Annotated in this window: 22 protein-coding genes; 20 read left to right on the forward strand and 2 right to left on the reverse strand. The window is 41.6% G+C overall.

The window, feature by feature from the left end; translation table 11 throughout:
- Nucleotides 1-40: 40 nt before the first annotated feature.
- Both pfkA and pyk read left to right on the forward strand, forming a co-directional pair.
- A complete protein-coding gene (gene pfkA / locus HT724_RS03510; RefSeq protein WP_173276226.1) occupies nt 41-1048 on the forward strand; it encodes a 6-phosphofructokinase in 1008 nt (335 codons plus the stop codon).
- Nucleotides 1049-1106: 58 nt separating this feature from the next.
- Entirely contained in the window at nt 1107-2612 is a 1506-nt protein-coding gene (gene pyk, locus HT724_RS03515; RefSeq protein WP_050224194.1) for a pyruvate kinase, read from the forward strand.
- A 304-nt stretch (nt 2613-2916) separates the two neighbouring features.
- On the opposite strand, the gene HT724_RS03520 is transcribed toward pyk, so the two are convergent.
- Nucleotides 2917-3903 (reverse strand): L-lactate dehydrogenase, encoded by a 987-nt coding sequence (locus tag HT724_RS03520; protein WP_000204727.1) that lies wholly within the window; start codon nt 3901-3903, stop codon nt 2917-2919.
- Nucleotides 3904-4096: 193 nt separating this feature from the next.
- On the opposite strand from HT724_RS03520, the gene gyrA reads away from it, so the two are divergent.
- From gyrA to lepA, 15 genes are all read left to right on the forward strand, one after another.
- Complete coding sequence (gene gyrA / locus HT724_RS03525) at nt 4097-6565, forward strand: DNA gyrase subunit A (RefSeq protein ID WP_173276225.1); 2469 nt, start codon at nt 4097-4099, stop codon at nt 6563-6565.
- Nucleotides 6565-7308 carry a sortase SrtA gene (srtA, locus tag HT724_RS03530; protein ID WP_173251689.1) on the forward strand — a complete coding sequence of 248 codons (744 nt, stop codon included), beginning with the start codon at nt 6565-6567 and terminating at the stop codon, nt 7306-7308. Before gyrA ends, srtA begins: the two co-directional genes overlap by 1 nt.
- Nucleotides 7309-7444: 136 nt before the next feature.
- Nucleotides 7445-8242, forward strand: a complete 798-nt coding sequence (locus HT724_RS03535; protein WP_000254780.1) for a formate/nitrite transporter family protein — start codon at nt 7445-7447, stop codon at nt 8240-8242.
- A gap of 145 nt (nt 8243-8387) precedes the next feature.
- The gene (locus tag HT724_RS03540; RefSeq protein WP_060805569.1) at nt 8388-9668 is read left to right on the forward strand and encodes an O-acetylhomoserine aminocarboxypropyltransferase/cysteine synthase family protein; all 1281 of its coding nucleotides are present in this window, start codon (nt 8388-8390) and stop codon (nt 9666-9668) included.
- Between the two features lie 95 nt (nt 9669-9763).
- Nucleotides 9764-11038, forward strand: coding sequence for a DUF2130 domain-containing protein (locus HT724_RS03545; RefSeq protein WP_173276224.1), 1275 nt, complete (start codon nt 9764-9766; stop codon nt 11036-11038).
- A 10-nt stretch (nt 11039-11048) separates the two neighbouring features.
- A complete protein-coding gene (truB, locus tag HT724_RS03550; RefSeq protein WP_173276223.1) occupies nt 11049-11927 on the forward strand; it encodes a tRNA pseudouridine(55) synthase TruB in 879 nt (292 codons plus the stop codon).
- A 112-nt stretch (nt 11928-12039) separates the two neighbouring features.
- Complete coding sequence (udk, locus tag HT724_RS03555; protein WP_001181377.1) at nt 12040-12678, forward strand: uridine kinase; 639 nt, start codon at nt 12040-12042, stop codon at nt 12676-12678.
- Between the two features lie 127 nt (nt 12679-12805).
- Nucleotides 12806-14146, forward strand: coding sequence for an exodeoxyribonuclease VII large subunit (gene xseA / locus HT724_RS03560; protein WP_173276222.1), 1341 nt, complete (start codon nt 12806-12808; stop codon nt 14144-14146).
- Entirely contained in the window at nt 14124-14336 is a 213-nt protein-coding gene (locus HT724_RS03565; protein WP_000043226.1) for an exodeoxyribonuclease VII small subunit, read from the forward strand. Before xseA ends, HT724_RS03565 begins: the two co-directional genes overlap by 23 nt.
- Entirely contained in the window at nt 14333-15208 is an 876-nt protein-coding gene (locus HT724_RS03570) for a polyprenyl synthetase family protein (protein WP_173218491.1), read from the forward strand. The genes HT724_RS03565 and HT724_RS03570 overlap by 4 nt, the downstream gene beginning before the upstream one ends.
- Nucleotides 15201-16016 carry a TlyA family RNA methyltransferase gene (locus tag HT724_RS03575; RefSeq protein ID WP_173276221.1) on the forward strand — a complete coding sequence of 272 codons (816 nt, stop codon included), beginning with the start codon at nt 15201-15203 and terminating at the stop codon, nt 16014-16016. The genes HT724_RS03570 and HT724_RS03575 overlap by 8 nt, the downstream gene beginning before the upstream one ends.
- Nucleotides 16009-16440, forward strand: a complete 432-nt coding sequence (locus tag HT724_RS03580) for an arginine repressor (protein ID WP_001034395.1) — start codon at nt 16009-16011, stop codon at nt 16438-16440. The genes HT724_RS03575 and HT724_RS03580 overlap by 8 nt, the downstream gene beginning before the upstream one ends.
- Nucleotides 16441-16446: 6 nt before the next feature.
- Complete coding sequence (gene recN, locus HT724_RS03585) at nt 16447-18114, forward strand: DNA repair protein RecN (RefSeq protein ID WP_173276220.1); 1668 nt, start codon at nt 16447-16449, stop codon at nt 18112-18114.
- Between the two features lies 1 nt (nt 18115).
- On the forward strand, nt 18116-18844 hold the full coding sequence (locus HT724_RS03590) for a metallophosphoesterase family protein (RefSeq protein ID WP_024057651.1): 729 nt from the start codon (nt 18116-18118) through the stop codon (nt 18842-18844).
- A gap of 78 nt (nt 18845-18922) precedes the next feature.
- Nucleotides 18923-20746, forward strand: coding sequence for a translation elongation factor 4 (gene lepA, locus HT724_RS03595; RefSeq protein WP_001047207.1), 1824 nt, complete (start codon nt 18923-18925; stop codon nt 20744-20746).
- Between the two features lie 79 nt (nt 20747-20825).
- Here the strand turns inward: lepA and HT724_RS10205 are convergent, their stop codons facing one another.
- The gene (locus HT724_RS10205) at nt 20826-21023 is read right to left on the reverse strand and encodes a hypothetical protein (protein WP_240156716.1); all 198 of its coding nucleotides are present in this window, start codon (nt 21021-21023) and stop codon (nt 20826-20828) included.
- Nucleotides 21024-21203: 180 nt separating this feature from the next.
- Here HT724_RS10205 and HT724_RS03605 point away from each other — a divergent pair, with 180 nt between their 5' ends.
- Genes HT724_RS03605 through HT724_RS03615 form a run of 3 tightly spaced genes read left to right on the forward strand, consistent with a single transcriptional unit; the run spans nt 21204 to nt 23544 of the window.
- A complete protein-coding gene (locus HT724_RS03605; protein ID WP_000521974.1) occupies nt 21204-21680 on the forward strand; it encodes a PTS sugar transporter subunit IIA in 477 nt (158 codons plus the stop codon).
- A gap of 38 nt (nt 21681-21718) precedes the next feature.
- A complete protein-coding gene (locus HT724_RS03610; RefSeq protein ID WP_173276219.1) occupies nt 21719-22024 on the forward strand; it encodes a PTS sugar transporter subunit IIB in 306 nt (101 codons plus the stop codon).
- 44 nt (nt 22025-22068) lie between these two features.
- Complete coding sequence (locus tag HT724_RS03615) at nt 22069-23544, forward strand: PTS galactitol transporter subunit IIC (RefSeq protein WP_173276218.1); 1476 nt, start codon at nt 22069-22071, stop codon at nt 23542-23544.
- The last annotated feature ends 12 nt before the right edge of the window (nt 23545-23556 follow it).

Genomic DNA, 23556 nt, shown 5'->3' on the forward strand with positions numbered 1-23556 from the left:
AATCAATAAGAATGTTAAAAGAAAAAGGAGCATAACCAATATGAAACGTATTGCTGTTTTGACTAGTGGTGGAGACGCCCCTGGTATGAACGCTGCTATCCGTGCAGTTGTTCGTCAAGCAATTTCAGAAGGAATGGAAGTGTTTGGTATCTATGACGGATATGCTGGTATGGTTGCCGGTGAAATTCATCCCTTAAATGCGGCTTCAGTAGGAAACATCATTTCTCGTGGTGGTACCTTCCTTCACTCAGCTCGTTACCCAGAGTTCGCTCAACTTGAAGGGCAACTTAAAGGGATTGAGCAATTGAAAAAACACGGCATTGAAGGTGTAGTTGTTATCGGTGGTGACGGTTCTTACCACGGCGCTATGCGTTTGACTGAGCATGGTTTCCCAGCTATCGGTCTTCCAGGTACAATTGATAACGATATCGTTGGTACTGACTTCACAATCGGTTTTGACACAGCGGTTACGACTGCTATGGACGCTATCGATAAGATTCGTGATACATCATTAAGTCACCGTCGTACTTTTGTCATCGAAGTTATGGGGCGTAACGCTGGTGATATCGCTCTTTGGGCTGGTATCGCAACTGGTGCTGATGAAATTATCATCCCTGAAGAAGACTTCAAAATTGAAGATATCGTAGCAAGTATCAGAGCTGGCTATGAATGTGGTAAAAGACACAATATCATCGTTTTGGCAGAAGGTGTTATGTCAGCAGATGAATTTGCTCAAAAACTAAAAGAAGCTGGAGATACGACCGATCTTCGTGTGACAGAACTTGGACATATTCAACGTGGTGGTTCTCCAACTGCGCGTGACCGTGTATTAGCGTCACGTATGGGTGCCCATGCCGTTAAACTTCTTAAAAAAGGTATCGGTGGTGTTGCAGTAGGTATTCGTAACGAAAAAATGGTTGAAAATCCAATTCTTGGTACTGCAGAAGAAGGAGCATTATTTAGTTTGGCAGCAGACGGTAAGATTATTGTAAATAATCCACACAAAGCTGATCTTGAACTGTCACAATTGAACAATTGCTTGTCATAATTCATAATTTAGTTAATAAGACCAAAAGGTCATATATATAAAGGAGTCACAAAAAATCATGAACAAACGTGTAAAAATCGTTGCAACTTTGGGTCCTGCGGTAGAAATCCGTGGTGGTAAAAAATTCGGTGATGACGGATACTGGGGTGAAAAACTTGATGTTGAAGCTTCAGCTAAAAACATTGCTAAATTGATTGAAGCTGGTGCTAACACATTCCGTTTCAACTTCTCACACGGTGACCACCAAGAACAAGGTGAGCGTATGGCAACTGTTAAACTTGCAGAAAAACTTGCAGGTAAAAAAGTTGGTTTCCTTCTTGATACAAAAGGACCAGAAATCCGTACAGAATTGTTCGAAGGTGAAGCTAAAGAGTATTCATACAAAACTGGTGAAAAAATCCGTGTTGCAACTAAACAAGGAATCAAATCAACTCGTGAAGTGATTGCATTAAACGTTGCTGGTGCTCTTGATATCTATGATGATGTTGAAGTTGGTCGTCAAGTTTTGGTTGACGATGGTAAACTTGGTCTTCGTGTGGTTGCTAAAGATGATGCAACTCGTGAGTTTGAAGTTGAAGTTGAAAATGACGGCGTAATTGCTAAACAAAAAGGTGTGAACATCCCTAACACTAAAATTCCTTTCCCAGCTCTTGCTGAACGCGATAACGACGATATCCGTTTCGGTCTTGAACAAGGTATCAACTTCATCGCGATTTCATTCGTACGTACTGCAAAAGACGTGAACGAAGTTCGTGCAATCTGTGAAGAAACTGGAAACGGACATGTTCAATTGTTCGCTAAAATCGAAAACCAACAAGGTATCGATAACTTGGATGAAATCATCGAAGCAGCTGATGGTATCATGATCGCTCGTGGTGACATGGGTATCGAAGTACCATTCGAAATGGTTCCAGTTTACCAAAAAATGATTATCAAGAAAGTCAATGCTGCAGGTAAGGTTGTTATCACTGCAACAAACATGCTTGAAACAATGACTGAAAAACCACGTGCAACTCGTTCAGAAGTATCAGACGTATTCAACGCTGTTATCGACGGAACTGACGCTACAATGCTATCAGGTGAGTCTGCAAACGGTAAATACCCACTCGAGTCAGTAACTACAATGGCTACAATCGACAAGAACGCTCAAACTCTTCTTAATGAATATGGACGTCTTGATTCAGATTCATTTGAGCGTAACTCTAAGACAGAAGTAATGGCTTCTGCTGTTAAAGATGCGACTAACTCAATGGACATTAAATTGGTTGTAACTCTTACTAAGACAGGTCACACTGCACGTTTGATCTCTAAATACCGTCCAAATGCTGACATCTTGGCATTGACATTTGATGAATTGACAGAACGTGGATTGATGTTGAACTGGGGTGTTATCCCAATGTTGACAGATGCTCCATCTTCAACTGACGATATGTTCGAAATCGCTGAACGTAAAGCGGTAGAAGCAGGTCTCGTTGAGTCAGGCGATGATATCGTTATCGTTGCTGGTGTGCCAGTAGGAGAAGCCGTTCGCACAAACACAATGCGTATCCGCACAGTACGTTAAGAAAAATATAAAAACCTATCATATCCAGCTTTAGAGCTTGTGTGATAGGCTTTTTTGTATAGAGGGTAAAGCTTTTACTTTTGATTTTATGCAACTGTAGCTAAAGAGTAGATAGTTGCTTGTTCCATACTTTTTGTGATGTGAGTATAAATCTGATTGGCCGTCTTTTTGTCTTCATGCTCAGACCATGACCTGATAGCTTTTAAAGGGATGTTATTTTTTGAACGAAAATTTCATAAAAAGTTTAGTTTTAATACAGAAAAAAACAACTCCCTGATGATTCAAGGAGTTGTCTATAGTTAAATTAGTTTTTAGAAGCTTCTTGGAATTCTGGGTTTTTCCATGCTTCGTCAATGATAGCTTGCAATTCTTTAGCAGATGCTTGCATTTTTTGAGTTTCTGCGTCGTTCAATGGGATATTTACTGGACGAACAATACCATGTGCACCAACAACAGCTGGTTGACCGATAAAGACGTTCTCAACTCCGTATTGCCCTTCTTGGAATACTGAAAGTGGAAGTACTGCATTTTCATCGTCAAGGATTGCTTTAGTGATACGAGCAAGGGCTACTGCGATACCGTAGTATGTTGCCCCTTTTTTGTTGATGATTGTGTAGGCTGCGTCACGAACACCTTCGAACAATTCAATCAATTCAGCTTCTTGAACATTTTGAGTGTCTTTAAGGAATTCTTCAAGGTTTACACCAGCGATGTTTGCGTGTGACCAAACAGCGAACTCAGAGTCACCGTGTTCACCCATGATGTAAGCGTGAACTGAACGAGCATCTACATCCAATTTTTCAGCAAGTGCTTGACGGAAACGAGCTGAGTCAAGTGAAGTACCTGAACCGATAACGCGTTCTTTAGGGAAACCAGAGAATTTCCAAGTTGAGTAAGTCAAAACGTCAACTGGGTTAGCAGCAACAAGGAAGATACCTTTGAAACCTGATTCAACAACTTGAGTTACGATTGATTTGTTGATAGCAAGGTTTTTACCTACAAGGTCAAGACGTGTTTCACCTGGTTTTTGAGGAGCACCTGCAGTGATTACAACAAGGTCAGCGTCTGCACAGTCAGAGTATTGAGCTGCATAGATTTTTTTAGGTGAAGTGAAGGCAAGGGCGTGACTAAGGTCAAGCGCGTCACCAACAGCTTTTTCATGCAATTGTGGAATTTCGATAATTCCAAGCTCTTGTGCAATTCCTTGGTTAACAAGTGCAAAAGCGTAAGATGAACCTACAGCACCATCACCGACAAGAATAACTTTTTTGTGTTGTTTAGTTGAAGTCATTGTTCTAAACATCTCCTTAATTTTATTAGGGGATTTTCCCCAGACAACTTCATTCTATCACTTTTAAAAAACTTTGTCACGAATATGCCTTATAGTTCTCGATGTAAACGTTTTAGTGGGTTAGAGTCTGAAATAGATGGGAATTTATGGTATAATGTTGTTACTTACTAATTGTGAAATGAGGCATTTATTAATGCAGGATAAAAATTTAGTGAATGTCAATCTGACAAAGGAGATGAAGACGAGCTTTATCGATTACGCCATGAGTGTTATCGTAGCCCGGGCTCTTCCTGATGTTCGAGATGGCTTGAAACCTGTTCACCGTCGCATTCTCTACGGAATGAATGAATTGGGTGTGACCCCAGACAAACCCCATAAAAAATCTGCTCGTATTACAGGGGATGTCATGGGGAAATACCACCCACACGGGGATTCCTCTATCTATGAAGCCATGGTTCGTATGGCTCAATGGTGGAGCTACCGTTACATGCTTGTTGATGGGCATGGAAACTTTGGTTCCATGGATGGAGATGGTGCTGCCGCCCAGCGTTATACTGAGGCACGTATGAGCAAGATTGCTCTGGAAATGCTTCGAGACATCAATAAGAATACGGTTGATTTCGTCGATAACTATGATGCCAATGAACGTGAACCCGTAGTCTTGCCAGCGCGCTTTCCAAACCTTTTGGTTAATGGAGCAACTGGTATTGCTGTTGGGATGGCAACCAATATTCCGCCTCACAACTTGGGTGAAACCATTGATGCAGTGAAGTTAGTTATGGACAATCCTGAAGTGACCACTAAGGACTTGATGGAAGTCTTGCCTGGTCCAGATTTTCCAACAGGTGCCCTTGTCATGGGGAAATCAGGCATTCATAAGGCTTATGAAACAGGTAAAGGTTCTATTGTTCTTCGTTCTCGTACTGAAATTGAAGAAACTAAGACTGGCCGTGAGCGCATCGTTGTAACGGAATTTCCTTACATGGTCAATAAAACCAAGGTGCATGAGCATATTGTTCGTTTGGTTCAGGAAAAACGCATTGAGGGGATCACAGCGGTTCGTGATGAATCTAACCGAGAAGGGGTTCGTTTCGTAATCGAGGTCAAACGTGATGCCTCTGCCAATGTTATCCTCAATAATCTTTTCAAGATGACCCAGATGCAAACCAACTTTGGTTTTAATATGCTTGCTATCCAAAATGGGGTACCGAAGATTTTGTCCCTTCGTCAGATTTTGGATGCTTATATTGAGCACCAAAAAGAAGTGGTTGTTCGTCGGACACGTTTTGATAAGGAAAAAGCGGAAGCACGCGCTCATATCTTAGAAGGTCTCTTAATTGCGCTAGACCATATCGACGAAGTGATTCGTATCATCCGTGCTAGTGAAACAGACGCAGAAGCACAAGCTGAGTTGATGAGTAAGTTCAAGCTTTCTGAACGTCAAAGTCAGGCTATACTAGACATGCGCCTTCGTCGTTTGACAGGTTTGGAACGTGATAAGATTCAGTCTGAATATGATGACCTCTTGGCTCTGATTGCGGATTTAGCAGATATTCTTGCTAAGCCAGAACGTGTTTCTCAAATTATCAAAGACGAATTAGATGAAGTTAAACGTAAATTTTCTGATAAACGCCGTACAGAGTTGATGGTCGGTGAAGTCTTGAGTCTCGAAGACGAAGATTTGATTGAAGAATCGGATGTCTTGATTACCCTTTCTAACAGAGGCTACATTAAACGTCTGGACCAAGCTGAATTTACTGCTCAAAAACGTGGGGGTCGTGGTGTCCAAGGAACGGGAGTGAAAGATGATGACTTTGTTCGTGAGTTAGTGTCAACTAGCACCCATGATCATCTGCTCTTCTTCACAAATAAAGGGCGAGTTTATCGTTTGAAAGGCTATGAAATTCCTGAGTATGGTCGAACTGCCAAAGGGCTACCAGTAGTCAATCTCTTGAAATTGGACGAAGGCGAAAGTATTCAGACTATTATCAATGTTGAGTCTGATCGCAGTGATGATGCCTATCTCTTCTTTACAACCCGTCACGGTATTGTGAAGAGAACCAGTGTTAAGGAATTTGCTAACATTCGTCAGAATGGACTTAAAGCACTGAATCTTAAGGATGAAGATGAGTTAATCAATGTCTTGTTGACGGAAGGAGATATGGACATTATCATTGGTACCAAGTTTGGTTATGCAGTTCGCTTTAATCAATCAGCCGTTCGCGGCATGAGTCGTATCGCCACAGGTGTGAAAGGTGTTAACCTTCGTGAAGGAGATACAGTTGTTGGTGCCAGCTTGATTACTGATCAAGATGAGGTTCTTATTATCACAGAAAAAGGATATGGTAAGCGTACAGTCGCTACTGAATACCCAACAAAAGGTCGTGGTGGTAAGGGAATGCAGACAGCTAAAATTACCGAAAAAAATGGCTTGCTGGCCGGTCTTATGACTGTTCAAGGGGATGAGGATTTGATGATTATCACTGATACAGGTGTCATGATTCGAACCAATCTTGCCAATATTTCACAAACAGGACGCGCAACTATGGGAGTTAAAGTAATGCGCCTGGATCAAGATGCTCAGATAGTGACCTTCACAACGGTTGCAGCGGCAGAAAAAGAAGAAGTTGGGACAGAAAATGAAACAGAAGGTGAAGCATAATGTCTCAAAAAAATAATAAAAAGAAAAATAAACGAAAAAATCTGCTGACAAATATCCTAGCAGGATTTCTGATAGTACTGTCACTGGCTTTGATTTTTAATGCGCAAATTCGTGATATGTTCATGGTCTGGAATACCAATAAGTATCAAGTTAGCCAGGTATCAAAAGAAAAAATAGAAGAAAATCAGGATACAGAAGGAAATTTTGATTTTGATTCGGTCAAAGCGATCTCTTCGGAAGCTGTTCTGGCTTCTCAATGGGATGCTCAAAAATTACCAGTTATTGGGGGAATTGCAATTCCTGAATTGGAAATGAATTTGCCGATTTTTAAAGGACTTGATAATGTTAATCTCTTCTACGGCGCTGGTACAATGAAACGCGAGCAAGTAATGGGAGAAGGAAATTATAGTCTAGCTAGTCATCATATTTTTGGTGTCAATAATGCTAATAAAATGTTATTTTCTCCTTTGGATAATGCTAAAAATGGTATGAAGATTTATCTAACCGATAAAAATAAAGTTTATACTTATGAGATACGTGAAGTCAAACGTGTGACACCGGATCGTGTTGATGAGGTTGATGATAGAGATGGGGTCAATGAAATCACATTAGTAACCTGTGAAGACCTTGCCGCTACAGAACGTATTATTGTAAAAGGCGATTTGAAAGAAACAAAAGATTATTCACAAACATCTGATGAAATCCTAACAGCTTTCAATCAACCATATAAACAATTTTATTAATACAAATCAGTGAAATCCAAGATTTCACTGATTTTTTAAGATTTTCATAAAAAAACTTTTATGAAATAGAGAAAACGCTTCCTAAAATCTAAAGTTTGTGATATAATTATCAAGAAAAAAGATTTAGGAGTTTATTATGGTTTCTTCAGAATTTATCTCAAAGATTGAATTTGCTTGCAAGAAGAAAGAAAGTCTTTATAGCCAAAGCAAATTTAAGTATGCGATTCGTTCTATGTTTGCAGGTGCATTTTTAACCTTCAGTACAGCTGCTGGTGCAGTTGGGGCTGACTTGATTAATAAAATTGCACCAGGTAGTGGACGTTTCCTCTTCCCCTTTGTTTTCGCTTGGGGCTTGGCCTACATTGTTTTCTTGAATGCCGAGTTGGTAACATCAAATATGATGTTCTTGACTGCTGGTAGTTTCTTGAAAAAAATCTCTTGGAGAAAGACAGCTGAAATTTTACTTTACTGTACCTTGTTCAACCTTATCGGAGCCTTAATAGCAGGTTGGGGCTTTGCTCATTCGGCAGCCTATGCAAATCTGACTCACGATAGTTTCATCTCAGGGGTTGTTGAGATGAAGTTAGGCCGTTCAAATGAATTAATCTTGCTTGAGGCGATTTTGGCAAATATTTTCGTAAATATTGCGATTCTTTCATTTGTTTTGGTTAAAGATGGTGGTGCTAAACTATGGCTCGTTTTATCAGCGATTTACATGTTTGTATTCTTAACAAACGAGCACATTGCTGCGAACTTTGCTTCTTTCGCGATTGTAAAATTCAGTGTTGCTGCTGACTCAATTGCCAACTTCGGTATTGGAAATATGCTTCGCCACTGGGGTGTAACCTTCATCGGAAACTTTATCGGAGGAGGCCTCTTGATGGGTCTTCCATATGCCTTCCTCAATAAAAATGAAGATACTTATGTAGATTAAGAAAATGAGCACGATTGAGTCGTGCTTTTTTTGTTTCGTAAGAAGTAATAGCCACTTCTTATATCAAAATATAGAAAAGAGCTATTAGTCAAGATAGGTCGATAGTGCTACAATATCCTTAATCAAACTATATGGAGGTCGCCTTATGACTCGTGATTTTAAATTTGAAACCTTACAATTGCATGCTGGGCAAGTAGTTGATCCAGCAACTAAGTCTCGTGCAGTGCCGATTTATCAAACAACATCTTTTGTTTTTGATGACACGCAGGAAGGTGCCGATCTGTTTGCCTTGAGGAAACCAGGGAACATTTATACTCGTATCACCAATCCTACAACAGCTGCCTTTGAAGAAAGAATTGCTGCCCTTGAAGGTGGTGTTGGAGCTCTTGCAACAGCATCAGGTATGGCCGCAGTGACTTATACGATTTTGGCTCTTGCCCATGCTGGTGACCATGTAGTGGCTGCTTCGACTATTTACGGTGGAACCTTCAATCTTTTGAAAGAAACCCTTCCTCGTTATGGTATCACAACAACCTTTGTGGACGTGGATAATTTGGAGGAAGTAGAAGCAGCTATCAATGACAATACCAAGCTTGTTTTGATTGAAACCTTGGGTAACCCTTTGATTAACATTCCTGACTTGGAAAAATTGGCTGAGATTGCGCATAAACACCAGATTCCACTTGTTTCTGACAATACCTTTGCCACACCTTACTTGATTAATGTCTTTTCTCACGGTGTAGATATTGCCATTCACTCTGCGACCAAGTTTATTGGCGGACATGGTACAACTATTGGTGGAGTGATCGTTGATAGTGGTCGTTTTGACTGGGCAGCTTCAGGAAAATTCCCTCAATTTGTTGAGGAAGACCCAAGCTACCACAATTTGAGCTATACTCGTGATGTGGGTGCAGCAGCTTTTATTATAGCTGTTCGTGTTCAATTGCTCCGTGATACAGGTGCAGCCTTGTCACCATTTAATGCCTTCTTGTTACTCCAAGGACTGGAAACCCTTTCTCTTCGTGTGGAACGCCATGTACAAAATGCAGAGAAAATTGTTGATTTCCTTGTCAACCATCCTAAGGTTGAAAAAGTCAATTATCCAAAACTTGCAGATAGTCCTTATCATGCCTTGGCTGAGAAATATTTGCCAAAAGGTGTGGGCTCAATCTTTACCTTCCATGTCAAAGGTGGGGAGGCAGAAGCACGCAAGGTAATTGATCATTTAGAAATCTTCTCTGACCTAGCAAACGTGGCAGATGCCAAATCGCTTGTTGTCCATCCAGCTACAACCACTCACGGTCAATTGTCAGAAAAAGACCTAGAAGCGGCAGGAGTCACACCAAACCAAATTCGTTTGTCAATCGGACTTGAAAATGTAGATGATTTGATCGAAGATTTGCGCTTGGCCTTGGAAAAAATTTAAAGTAACAGAAGATAAACAGTGGGTTTCGACTCGCTGTTTTTGATTTTCCTTCAGGCATGATATAATGGTTACAGAAGTCTAGAAAGAGGAAAGATATGAACGAAATCAAATGTCCCAACTGTGGGGAAGTTTTTACAGTAAATGAAAGTCAGTATGCTGAACTTTTATCCCAAGTGAGAACGGCAGAGTTTGATAAGGAACTACACGATAGGATGAGGCAAGAACTGGCCTTGGTTGAGCAAAAGGCCATGAATGAGCAACAGTCTAAACTAGCTCAAAAAGACCAAGAAATCGCGCAATTGCAGAGTCAAATCCAAAATTTTGCTACAGAGAAAGAGTTGGCCAAGAAAGAGGTTGAACAGACAAGCCATCAGGCTCTCTTGGCTAAGGATAAGGAAGTACAGGCCTTGGAAAACCAATTGGCTACCTTGCGTTTGGAACATGAAAATCAACTACAAAAGACCCTTTCTGACCTAGAAAAAGAACGAGATCAGGTCAAAAATCAGCTCCTACTGCAAGAAAAGGAAAATGAGTTATCTTTGGCTTCTGTCAAGCAAAACTACGAAGCACAGCTCAAAGCAGCGAGTGAACAGGTCGAGTTTTATAAGAATTTTAAGGCTCAACAATCTACAAAAGCGATTGGGGAAAGTCTGGAACAGTATGCGGAAAGTGAGTTTAACAAGGTTCGCAGTTTTGCCTTTCCAAATGCCTACTTTGAGAAGGATAACAAGGTTTCTGCGCGTGGGTCTAAGGGGGACTTTATCTTCCGTGAGAGTGATGAAAATGGGGTCGAAATTATTTCCATCATGTTTGAAATGAAAAATGAAGCAGATGGAACAGAGAAGAAGCACAAGAATGCAGATTTTTACAAGGAATTGGACAAGGACCGTCGGGAGAAGAACTGTGAGTATGCCGTTTTGGTGACCATGCTTGAGGCCGATAATGACTACTTTAACACGGGGATTGTTGACGTCAGCCACGAGTATGAAAAGATGTATGTTGTTCGTCCTCAATTCTTTATCCAGTTGATTGGGCTTTTGCGAAATGCGGCTCTTAATTCCCTTAAATACAAGCAGGAGTTGGCCTTGGTTCGCGAACAAAATATTGATATTACAAATTTTGAGGAAGATTTGGACGCCTTTAAACTAGCTTTTGCCAAGAACTATAACTCAGCTTCGACCAACTTTGGCAAAGCTATTGATGAAATCGACAAGGCCATCAAACGCATGGAAGAGGTTAAGAAGTTCCTAACCACATCCGAAAACCAACTCCGTCTAGCTAACAACAAATTGGAAGATGTCTCTGTTAAAAAATTGACTCGAAAAAATCCAACCATGAAAGCGAAATTTGAAGCACTGAAGGGGGAGTGAGAAAGCAAAAATGAACGGTATTATCAACTTAAGAAAAGAAGCGGGGATGACATCGCATGATGCGGTTTTTAAACTGCGCAAGATTTTGGGAACCAAGAAAATTGGTCATGGTGGGACCTTGGATCCGGATGTGGTGGGTGTTTTGCCCATTGCGGTTGGCAAGGCGACCCGCATGGTAGAATTTATGCAGGATGAGGGCAAGGTCTATGAGGGTGAAATCACTCTTGGCTATTCAACAACGACTGAGGATGCTAGTGGGGAAGTGGTCGCAGAGACACCTGTTTTGTCGCCCTTGGATGAAAAGCTTGTCGATGAAGCGATAGCCAATCTGATTGGGCCTATTACTCAGATTCCACCTATGTATTCGGCAGTCAAGGTCAATGGTCGCAAGCTCTATGAGTATGCGCGTGCTGGTCAGGAAGTGGAGCGTCCAGAACGTCAGGTGACCATTTATCACTTTGAACGAACAAGTCCGATTTCTTATGAGGATCACCTCGCACGATTCACTTTTCGTGTAAAATGTAGCAAGGGAACCTATATTCGTACCTTATCGGTTGACTTGGGAGAGAAGCTTGGTTATGCGGCTCATATGTCACATCTGACACGGACTAGTGCAGCCGGTTTGCAGCTAGAAGATGCTCTTAGCTTGGAAGAAATTGCTGCAAAAGTGGAGGCTGGTCAGCTGGATTTTCTCCATCCTTTAGAGATTGGGACAGGTGACCTTGTCAAAGTTTTCCTAAGTCCAGAAGAGGCTACGGAAGTTCTCTTTGGTCGTTTTATTGAGCTAGACCAAACGGACAAAGAACTGGCTGCCTTTGAAGATGATAAATTGTTAGCCATTCTAGAAAAACGAGGCAATCTCTACAAACCAAGGAAGGTTTTTAGCTAGTCTAACTGGGTGTAGGGATTGGAAATGTTTCCCTTAGACTATCCAAAATCAGACTATAAATTTTGTAAAAAATGTGATAGAATAGACGACGGATAAAAAAACGGAGGATAGCATGCAAAATAGACCAATCATTATCGGAGTGACAGGTGGTTCTGGTGGTGGTAAGACCAGTGTTTCAAGAGCCATTTTATCGCATTTTCCTGATGAAAAGATTTCCATGATTGAGCATGATTCATATTATAAGGATCAGTCTCATTTGACCTTTGAAGAGCGTGTCAAAACCAACTATGACCATCCTTTTGCCTTTGATACAGACTTGATGATCGAGCAAATTAAGGAATTGTTGGCAGGGCGTCCGGTGGACATTCCGACTTATGACTATACAGAGCATACACGAAGCAGCAAGACCTATCGTCAGGAGCCTCAAGATGTCTTTATCGTTGAGGGGATTTTGGTCTTGGAAGACAAGCGCCTACGCGATTTGATGGATATAAAGATTTTTGTGGATACGGATGATGATGTGCGCATTATTCGTCGTATCAAGCGTGATATGGAAGAGCGTGGCCGTAGCCTTGATAGCGTTATTGACCAGTATTTAGGTGTGGTTAAACCTATGTATCATCAGTTTATCGAGCCAACCAAGCGTTATGCTGATATCGTCATTCCTGAAGGGGTCAGCAATACGGTGGCTATCGACCTGTTGACGACCAAGATTGAAAAGATTTTGGAAGAAGCTCGAAACAGCAAATAATCAGATGTGGAGGCCTTGCCTCCTTTTTTTATTTTTCCCTCATAATGGTACATAAATGGAGATTTTTAGGCATATTTTTGGTATAATAATACCCATGAAAGAGCAAGAAAATGAATAGTAGGTGGAGATGGAAAAGTATTTATCGGTAACAACTTTGACCAAGTATCTGAAAATGAAATTCGATAAAGACCCTTACTTGGAACGGGTCTATTTAACTGGTCAAGTTTCCAATTTTCGTAAACGACCTACTCACCAATATTTCTCCCTAAAAGATGATCATGCAGTCATTCAAGCGACCATCTGGTCTGGAATTTATCAGAAATTAGGTTTTGACCTGGAAGAAGGAATGAAAATCAATGTGATTGGACGTGTGCAGGTCTATGAACCAAGTGGTAGCTACTCCATCATCATTGAAAAGGCAGAGCCTGATGGAGTTGGTGCGCTTGCGATTCAGTTTGAACAACTCAAGAAAAAATTGACAGAAGAAGGCCTGTTTCAAGAACGTTTCAAGCAACCTCTGCCCCAATTTTCTAAGAGAATTGGTGTAGTAACCAGTCGCAGTGGAGCCGTTATTCGAGATATTATCACGACCGTCAGTAGGCGATTTCCAGGTGTCGATATTCTGCTCTATCCGACCAAGGTTCAAGGTGAAGGTTCTGCGGAGGAAATTGCTCGAAATATTGCGCGTGCCAATCAACGGGACGATTTGGATTTGCTGATTATTGGTCGTGGTGGAGGTTCTATCGAGGATCTTTGGGCCTTTAACGAAGAAATCGTGGTACGAGCGATTTTTGAATCTCGTTTGCCAGTTATCTCTAGTGTGGGGCATGAGACGGATGTGACCTTGGCAGATTTTGTGGCGGATCGCCGCGCTGCCACACCAACAGCAGCTGCTGAACTGGCAACACCTGTGACCAAGTTGGATGTATTAGCTCATTTGCAAAATCAGGAAAAACGGATGGCAACAGCAGTCCGAAATATCCTATCGAAGAAACAAGAAGCTTTGAAAAAATGCAGTCAGTCAGTCATCTTTAGACAGCCAGAGCGCTTGTATGATGGCTATTTGCAACACTTGGATCAACTGCAACTGCGCTTAAAACAAAGTTTGCGAACACAGATTTCCGATAACAAACAGCTAGTACAAGCAAGGACGCATCAACTAGTCCAATTTTCACCTGTTACCAAAATCCAACGCTATCAAGACCGTCTAGCTCAGTTTGACAATCTCCTCCGTAGCCAAATGGCGCTGGTTTATGACGCCAAGGTTGCTGAGGTCAAGCGTCTTTCAGAAGCTTTGCTGATGTTGGATACCAGTCGAATCGTGGCGCGTGGCTATGCTATTGTCAAAAAAGAAGAGTCCGTAGTTGATTCGGTTGAGAGTTTGAAGAAAAAAGACCAAGTGACGCTTTTGATGCGAGATGGTCAAGTAGAATTAGAGGTTAAAGATGTCAAAACAAAAGAAATTTGAGGAAAATCTAGCAGAACTGGAGACCATTGTCCAAAGTTTGGAAAATGGTGAGATTGCTCTGGAAGATGCGATTGCTGCCTTTCAAAAGGGCATGGTCTTGTCAAAAGAGCTCCAAGCGACGCTGGACAAGGCTGAAAAGACCTTGGTCAAGGTTATGCAAGAAGACGGAACAGAAAGTGATTTTGAATGAAGAAGCAAGAAAAATTAGCTCTTGTCGAGTCAGTCCTGGAAGATTTTTATGGAGACCAGCAGTTTGCCTTTAGTTTGCGAGAGTCTGTTCTCTATTCCATTCATGCTGGTGGCAAGCGTATTCGGCCTTTTCTTCTGTTAGAAGTGTTGGAAGCCTTGCAGGTGGCTATTAAACCAGCACATGCACAGGTGGCTGCGGCCTTGGAGATGATTCATACAGGGAGTTTGATTCACGATGACCTTCCTGCTATGGATGATGATGATTACCGTCGGGGACGATTAACCAATCACAAGAAATTCGGTGAAGCTATGGCAATATTGTCAGGAGATGCTTTATTCCTAGATCCTTACGCCTTGATAGCGCAGGCAGATTTGCCAAGTCAGATAAAGGTAGACTTGATTGCCAACTTATCCCTTGCTTCAGGTAGTTTAGGCATGGTGGCAGGCCAGGTTTTGGACATGGAGGGGGAACACCAGCACTTGTCCTTGGAAGAACTTCAGACCATTCATGCCAATAAGACTGGGAAATTACTAGCCTATCCCTTCCAAGCAGCTGCTATCATTGCGGAATTGGCACCTGAGATGCAGGCAAAACTGAAAACTGTTGGTGAATTGATTGGACTTGCTTTTCAAGTTCGAGATGACGTACTGGATGTGACTGCTAGTTTTGAGGAAATCGGCAAGACACCTCAAAAGGATTTGCAGGCAGAAAAGTCAACCTATCCAGCCTTGTTGGGCTTGGAAGAGGCCATTGCCTTTTGTAACCAAACCCTGGATCAAGCTAATGCCAATTTAGAAGAAATTGCCCAGCAGATTCCCTTTGAAACAGAATCGATTGTAAAAGTAGTAGAAAGTTTGAGAATCAATGGCTAAGGAAAGAGTGGATGTACTAGCTTATAAACAGGGCTTGTTTGAAACGCGAGAGCAGGCCAAGCGCGGTGTCATGGCTGGCCTAGTCGTAGCAGTCCTGAATGGAGAACGGTTTGACAAGCCAGGAGAGAAAATCCCAGATGACACCGAACTAAAACTCAAGGGGGAGAAACTCAAGTATGTTAGCCGTGGTGGCTTGAAACTGGAAAAGGCCTTGCAGATCTTTGATTTGTCAGTGGATGGTGCGACCACGATTGATATCGGGGCCTCTACTGGTGGCTTTACCGATGTTATGCTACAGAATGGTGCCGAGTTAGTCTTTGCAGTTGATGTTGGTACCAATCAGTTGGCTTGGAAATTACGCCAAGACCCACGAGTTGTCAGTATGGAGCAGTTCAATTTTCGCTATGCTGAAAAGATTGATTTTGAGAAGGAGCCGAGCTTTGCCAGCATTGATGTGAGTTTCATTTCCCTAAGTCTGATTTTGCCGGCCTTACACCGTGTGTTATCTGATCAAGGTCAGGTTGTGGCTTTGGTTAAGCCTCAGTTTGAGGCAGGTCGAGAGCAGATTGGAAAAAATGGAATCATTCGCGATGCCAAGGTTCATCAACATGTCCTTGAATCTGTCACAGCTATGGCAGTAGAGGAAGGCTTTTCAGTCCTTGGTTTGGACTTTTCTCCCATCCAAGGTGGGCATGGAAATATTGAATTTTTGGCGTATTTGAAAAAAGAAGAGTCAGCAGGCAATCAGGTTCTTGCTGAAATTGAAGAAGTAGTAGAGAGGGCGCATAGTCAATTTAAAAATGAATAAAAAAGAGAGACTTGAAAAAATTAGACGATTTGTGACAGATTATCAAATCGGTACACAAGAAGAAATTGTAGAACACTTGAAAGAGGCAGGTATCAGTGCCACTCAGGCAACGGTATCACGAGATATCAAAGAACTGGGGATTGTCAAAATTCCTTTGAGAGATAACACCTATGTCTATGAATTGCCAAAATCAATCGTAAAAAGTTTGCAACTAGCTGAAGACAATATCGAATCGGCAGAATTGATGGACAAGATGATCAATCTCCAAGTTATCCCTGGAAATACAGCTTTTGTAAAAGCTCAGTTAACCGAGACTTTTGCGGACAAGATTTTTAGCTGTTTAGCTGATGATAGCTCGATTTTAGTCATTGCCAGAAGTGAAAGTCTAGCTGAGGAAATCTTTGAACAAGTAAAAAATTGGTAGGTCTATATGTTACTTGAAATTTCGATAAAAAACTTTGCCATTATTGAGGCTATTTCCCTCAATTTTGAAAAGGGAATGACTGTCCTGACTGGTGAAACGGGTGCAGGGAAGTCGATTATCATTGATGCCATGAATATGATGTTGGGAGCTCGTGCGACGACAGATGTTATTCGTCATGGGGAGCCAAAGGCAGAGATTGAGGGGCTTTTTTCAGTTGAGAATAGTCGCCTTTTACAGGAAATTTTTGATGAGCAAGGTTTGGAAATGGGTGATGAAATTATCATCCGTCGAGAAATTCTGCAAAATGGTCGTAGTATTAGTCGTGTCAATGGCCAGATGGTTAATCTGTCTGTTTTGCGTGCTATTGGGCAACATCTTGTGGACATTCATGGTCAGCATGACCAAGAAGAGTTAATGCGTCCTCAACTGCACATCCAAATGTTGGATGAATTTGGCGATGCAGCTTTTTGGGACTTGAAAGAAACCTATCAAACGAGTTTTGATGCCTATCGAAAAATGCGCAAGCAGGTTCTGGAAGTTAAGAAAAACCAACAGGAACACAAGGCACGTATCGAAATGTTGGAATTTCAAATGGCAGAGATTGAGGCAGCAAACTTGCAGGCTGGAGAAGACCTAGCTCTCAACCAAGAGCGAGAGAAGCTTCTCAACCATAAAAATATCGCGGATACGCTGACCAATGCCTACAGTATGTTGGACAATGAAGACTTTTCGAGTCTAGCCAATGTTCGTTCAGCCATGAATGACATGGAAAGTGTCGAAGAGTATGACCCTGAATACCGTGAAATTTCAAGCTCTCTGTCTGAGACCTACTATGTCTTAGAAGATATTAGCAAACGTTTGGAAGCTATCATTGAGGATCTTGATTTTGACGGCAATCGTCTCATGCAGGTTGAGAATCGTTTGGACCTCCTTCATACCATTACGCGTAAATATGGTGGGACTGTAGACGATGTCTTGCTTTATTTTGCCAAAATTACAGAAGAATACAATCTCCTGACAGGCAATAATCTTTCTTCTGAAGACATGGAAGCAGAGCTCAAGAAATTAGAAGTCAATCTTGTTGATTTGGCAGGTCAGCTTGCATCTGCTCGTCATGATTTGGCCCAGCAGCTAGAAGCAGAGATTAAACAAGAACTGCAAGACCTCTATATGGAAAAAACCCAGTTTCAGGTTCGTTTTAGCAAGGGAAAATTCAGTCGTGAGGGAAATGAAATGGTCGAGTTTTACATTTCAACCAACCCTGGCGAAGACTTTAAACCCTTGGTTAAGGTTGCGTCTGGTGGGGAATTATCCCGTCTCATGCTAGCCATTAAGTCTGCCTTTTCACGTAAAGAAGGCAAGACCAGCATAGTCTTTGATGAGGTGGATACAGGAGTTTCAGGCCGTGTAGCTCAGGCTATTGCACAGAAGATTCACAAGATTGGCCAGCATGGTCAGGTTCTGGCTATTTCCCATTTGCCACAAGTGATTGCGATTGCGGATTATCAATTCTTTATTGAGAAGATTAGCAATGACCATTCAACAGTTTCGACTGTTCGTCTTTTGACGGTTGAAGAGCGAGTGGAGGAAGTTGCCAAGATGTTGGCAGGTGATGATGTGACGGAAGCAGCCCTGACGCAAGCCAGAGAATTGTTGAGAAACAGGGAGAAATAAGATGACAGACTATTATGTAATTGGAGATGTTCATGGAAAAGCTGGGATGCTAGAAGACCTTCTCAAAACATGGGATGGTCAGACCCAGTTGCTCTTTCTAGGGGACTTGATTGATCGTGGTGAAGATAGTCGCCGTGTCCTTGAAATGGTCAAGGACTTGGTTGACAATCAAGGGGCTATCTGTTTGTCAGGAAATCACGAGTATATGTTTTTGACTTGGCTAGATGACCCAGAAGAAAGCTATGACCACTATCGTCGCAATGGTGGAGATACAACCATTAACTCTATCCTAGGTCGTCCCTTGGATGCACCAGTTGATGGAGTTGAGGATGCCAAGCGTGTTGCTACTGAAGCGGCAGACTTGGTCGAATTTATTCGTCAAATGCCTTTTGTGGTAGAGACAGACAAGTATATCTTTGTTCACGCAGGTATTGATTTGACCTTGGACGACTGGCATGAAACCACAGATTATAAAAAGGTCTGGCTTAGAAAACCATTCCATGAAGCCGAAAATCATACTGGAAAAATCATTGTCTTTGGTCATACACCGGTTTATGGTTTGTTGAAGCAAGAGCGTGGTACTGCTGAGCTTTGGACTACAGAAGATGGCAAGATTGGAATGGATGGAGGAGCTGTTTATGGTGGTGTCCTTCATGGGATTGTCTTTACAGACCAAGGAATGACAGAACACCACTTTATCGAAAATGACGGCTTTGTTGCTGAAGATTAGTACTCCTAGCAGGGTATGGTCTTGTCAAAATGTCAAAAACAATTTATAATAAATAGATACCCTGAAAGGAAGAGAATCATGAACTTAGAAGAATTGAAAAAACGACAGGAGAAGATCCGTAACTTCTCTATTATCGCCCATATTGACCACGGGAAATCAACTCTAGCAGACCGCATTTTGGAAAAGACAGAGACAGTTTCCAGTCGTGAAATGCAGGCCCAACTTTTGGATAGTATGGATTTAGAGCGGGAACGTGGGATTACCATTAAGTTGAATGCCATCGAGTTGAATTACACTGCAAAAGATGGGGAAACTTATATTTTTCACTTGATTGATACACCAGGACACGTTGACTTTACCTATGAAGTTTCTCGTTCGCTAGCTGCCTGTGAGGGTGCTATTTTGGTGGTTGATGCTGCCCAAGGAATTGAGGCTCAAACCCTTGCCAACGTTTATCTGGCCTTGGACAATGATTTGGAAATCATGCCAGTCATTAACAAAATTGACCTGCCTGCTGCAGATCCAGAGCGCGTGCGTACAGAGATTGAAGATGTGATTGGTTTGGATGCCAGTGAAGCAGTCTTAGCATCTGCCAAGGCTGGTATCGGTATCGAAGAAATTCTTGAGCAAATCGTAGAAAAAGTGCCAGCGCCAACGGGTGATGTGACGGCACCACTTAAGGCCTTGATTTTCGACTCTGTTTACGATGCCTACCGTGGAGTTATTCTCCAAGTTCGTGTCATGGATGGGGTGGTCAAACCTGGCGATAAGATTCAGCTCATGAGCAATGGCAAGACCTTTGATGTGACGGAAGTTGGTATTTTTACACCCAAAGCAGTTGGTCGTGATTTTCTTGCGACTGGTGACGTTGGTTACATTGCGGCTTCTATCAAGACGGTTCAGGACACTCGTGTGGGTGATACCGTTACCTTGGCAACCAATCCTGCGGCAGAGCCATTACATGGCTACAAGCAGATGAATCCTATGGTCTTTGCGGGTCTCTATCCAATTGAGTCAAACAAGTACAATGACCTACGTGAAGCTCTTGAAAAATTGCAACTGAATGATGCTAGTCTCCAATTTGAACCAGAAACATCTCAGGCACTTGGATTTGGTTTCCGTTGTGGTTTCCTTGGACTTCTCCATATGGATGTTATCCAAGAACGTTTGGAACGTGAGTTCAACATCGATCTCATCATGACAGCTCCATCCGTTATTTATAAGGTTAATTTGACCGATGGTGAGTCAATGGATGTGTCTAACCCGTCTGAGTTCCCAGACCCAACTAAGATTGCGACCATTGAAGAACCATATGTTAAAGCGCAAATCATGGTACCACAGGAATTCGTCGGAGCAGTAATGGAATTGGCTCAGCGCAAGCGTGGGGACTTTGTGACTATGGACTATATCGATGATAACCGTGTTAATGTCATCTATCAAATTCCGCTTGCTGAAATCGTCTTTGATTTCTTTGATAAGCTCAAGTCTTCAACTCGTGGTTATGCAAGCTTTGACTACGAATTGTCAGAATATCGCCCATCTAAGCTGGTCAAAATGGACATCCTTCTCAATGGAGACAAGGTGGATGCCCTCAGCTTCATCGTTCACAAGGACTTTGCCTACGAACGTGGGAAACTCATCGTTGATAAACTAAAGAAAATCATCCCTCGCCAACAATTTGAGGTTCCAATCCAAGCAGCTATTGGACACAAGATTGTCGCTCGTACTGATATCAAGGCCCTTCGTAAGAACGTACTTGCTAAATGTTATGGTGGTGACGTTTCTCGTAAACGTAAGCTCCTTGAAAAACAAAAAGCTGGTAAGAAACGTATGAAAGCCATCGGATCAGTTGAAGTCCCACAAGAAGCCTTCCTCAGCGTCTTGAGTATGGATGAAGAATAAGTTATCAGAATTGTTTTTCTTGTTAATAGGAAATTTATATAAGAATCAATAGTAAAGCAGGCTTAGATGGTCTGCTTTTTTAGTTTTTATACTCTTCGAAAATCTCTTCAAACCACGTCAGCGTCGCCTTGCCGTATGTATGGTTACTGACTTCGTCAGTTCTATCTACAACCTCAAAACCATGTTTTGAGCTGACTTCGTCAGTCTTATCTACAACCTCAAAACAGTGTTTTGAGCAACCTGCGGCTAGCTTCCTAGTTTGCTCTTTGATTTTCATTGAGTATTAGAACAGAAAAAATGCTTGGAGTATTTGTTTGTGTGTTTATTTTTATATAACAAACTATAAACACAACAAAAATATAAAAAAAGAGACAAAAAACAACAGAAAAATATTGACAACGATTTCATATAGTGTTATACTTATAGCATAAAGTTAATGGAAAGAAGGGAAAACCTTATGGGATTAGATCATTTCTTTGACAAAAACCTTGTGTTTTGCTTAGAAGCGGATAATCAAGAACATCTCTTTGATCAGGTTGCAACTTTATTGGAAGAACGAGAAATCGTAACTCCAACCTATCGTGAAGCCTTGATCACGCGTGAAAAGTCATTTCCAACTGGCTTAGATATGGAATTTTTAGGTAAGGATTTGCCGAATGTGGCTATTCCTCATACAGATATTGTTCATAATCTAGCTGAAAAAGTTGTGGTCGTTCGATTAGAAAAACCAGTGACTTTCCACAATATGATTGCACCAGATAAGGAAGTAGAAGTATCCTTGCTCTTCTTTATCATTAATAACTCAAGTTCAAGTCAAACCAACATTCTTGCTCAGTTGATGGACTTCTTTACTGGAAATGGTCATCTTGAAGACCTATCAAAAATTTCTGAACCAGAAGCCCTCTATGCTTATATCGCTGAAGCAATCGCTTAATCTTGTCTATTAAAAATATTAAATCGGAGGAAATCCATATGATTAAAATTCTTGCCGCCTGCGGTGCAGGTGTTAACTCAAGCCACCAAATTAAAAGTGCTCTTGAAGAAGAACTTTCAAACCGTGGTTACGATGTTCACTGTGATGCAGTTATGGTAAAAGACGTTAACGAAGACCTTATCAAAGGTTATGACATCTTCACACCAATTGCTGCGACAGATCTTGGTTTTGAACCAGGTATCCCAGTTATCGAAGCTGGGCCAATCTTGTTCCGTATTCCAGCTATGAGTGCTCCAGTATATGATAATATTGAAGTAGCTATCAAAGAATACGGATTAAGCTAATTTTAATTTGTTAACATTCATAAATAAAAAAGGGAGGAACTGTTATGGATGCAATCTTTGGTCTAATCAAAGACTTTTTCACACCTATCTTAGATATGGGTGGACCTGTCATCATGCTAATCATTTTGACGGTATTGGCTTTACTTTTTGGAGTGAAATTCTCCAAAGCGCTTGAAGGTGGTATCAAACTTGCCATCGCTCTTACAGGTATCGGTGCCATCATCGGTATGCTAAACACTGCTTTCTCAGCATCACTAGCAAAATTCGTTGAAAACACAGGTATCCAATTGAGTATCACTGACGTTGGTTGGGCACCACTTGCCACAATCACTTGGGGATCTGCTTGGACACTTTACTTCTTGCTCATCATGTTGATTGTCAACGTAGTGATGCTTGCTATGAAGAAAACTGATACACTTGACGTTGATATCTTCGATATCTGGCACTTGTCTATCACAGGTCTTTTGATTAAATGGTATGCAGACAACAACGGTGTGAGCCAAGGGGTTTCACTATTGATTGCTACAGCAGCTATTGTACTTGTTGGGGTTCTTAAAATTATCAACTCTGACTTGATGAAACCTACATTTGATGACCTTCTTAACGCACCAAGTTCATCTCCAATGACTTCAACTCACATGAACTACATGATGAACCCAGTTATCATGGTTTTGGATAAGATTTTTGAAAAATTCTTCCCAGGTCTTGATAAATATGACTTTGATGCTGCTAAATTGAACAAGAAAATCGGTTTCTGGGGATCTAAATTCTTCATCGGTTTCATTCTTGGTATCGTTATCGGTATTATGGGAACTCCACATCCAATTGAAGGTGTTGCCGATGCAGATAAATGGCGTCTCGTTATCAAAGGTTGGTTGTCTCTTGGTTTGACTGCCGGTGTATCTTTGGAACTCTTCTCACTTATCGGTTCATGGTTCATCGCCGCTGTAGAACCTCTTTCACAAGGTATTACAAACGTTGCTACTAAACGTCTTCAAGGACGTAAATTCAATATCGGTCTTGACTGGCCATTCATCGCTGGTCGTGCTGAAATCTGGGCTTGTGCCAACGTACTTGCACCAATCATGTTGATTGAAGCTGTGCTTCTTTCAAAAGTCGGAAATGGTATTTTGCCACTTGCAGGTATCATCGCTATGGGTGTTACTCCAGCTCTCTTGGTTGTAACTCGTGGTAAATTGCTCCGTATGATCATCTTCGGAACACTCTTGTTGCCACTCTTCCTTCTTTCAGGTACACTTATCGCACCATTTGCAACAGAACTTGCTAAAGGTGTAGGTGCCTTCCCAGCAGGTGTGAGTGAAACTCAATTGATTACTCACTCTACTCTTGAAGGACCAATCGAAAAACTTCTTGGCTGGACAATTGGTAACACTACAACTGGTGATATCAAAGCAATCCTTGGTGCTGTAGTCTTCCTTGTATTCTATATCGGTATCTTTGCTTGGTACAGAAAACAAATGATCAAACGTAATGAAGAGTACGCAGCAAAAGCAAAATAATTCGCTCCTATA

Source organism: Streptococcus sp. k-402 (genome assembly GCF_013277515.1).
Classification (GTDB): domain Bacteria; phylum Bacillota; class Bacilli; order Lactobacillales; family Streptococcaceae; genus Streptococcus.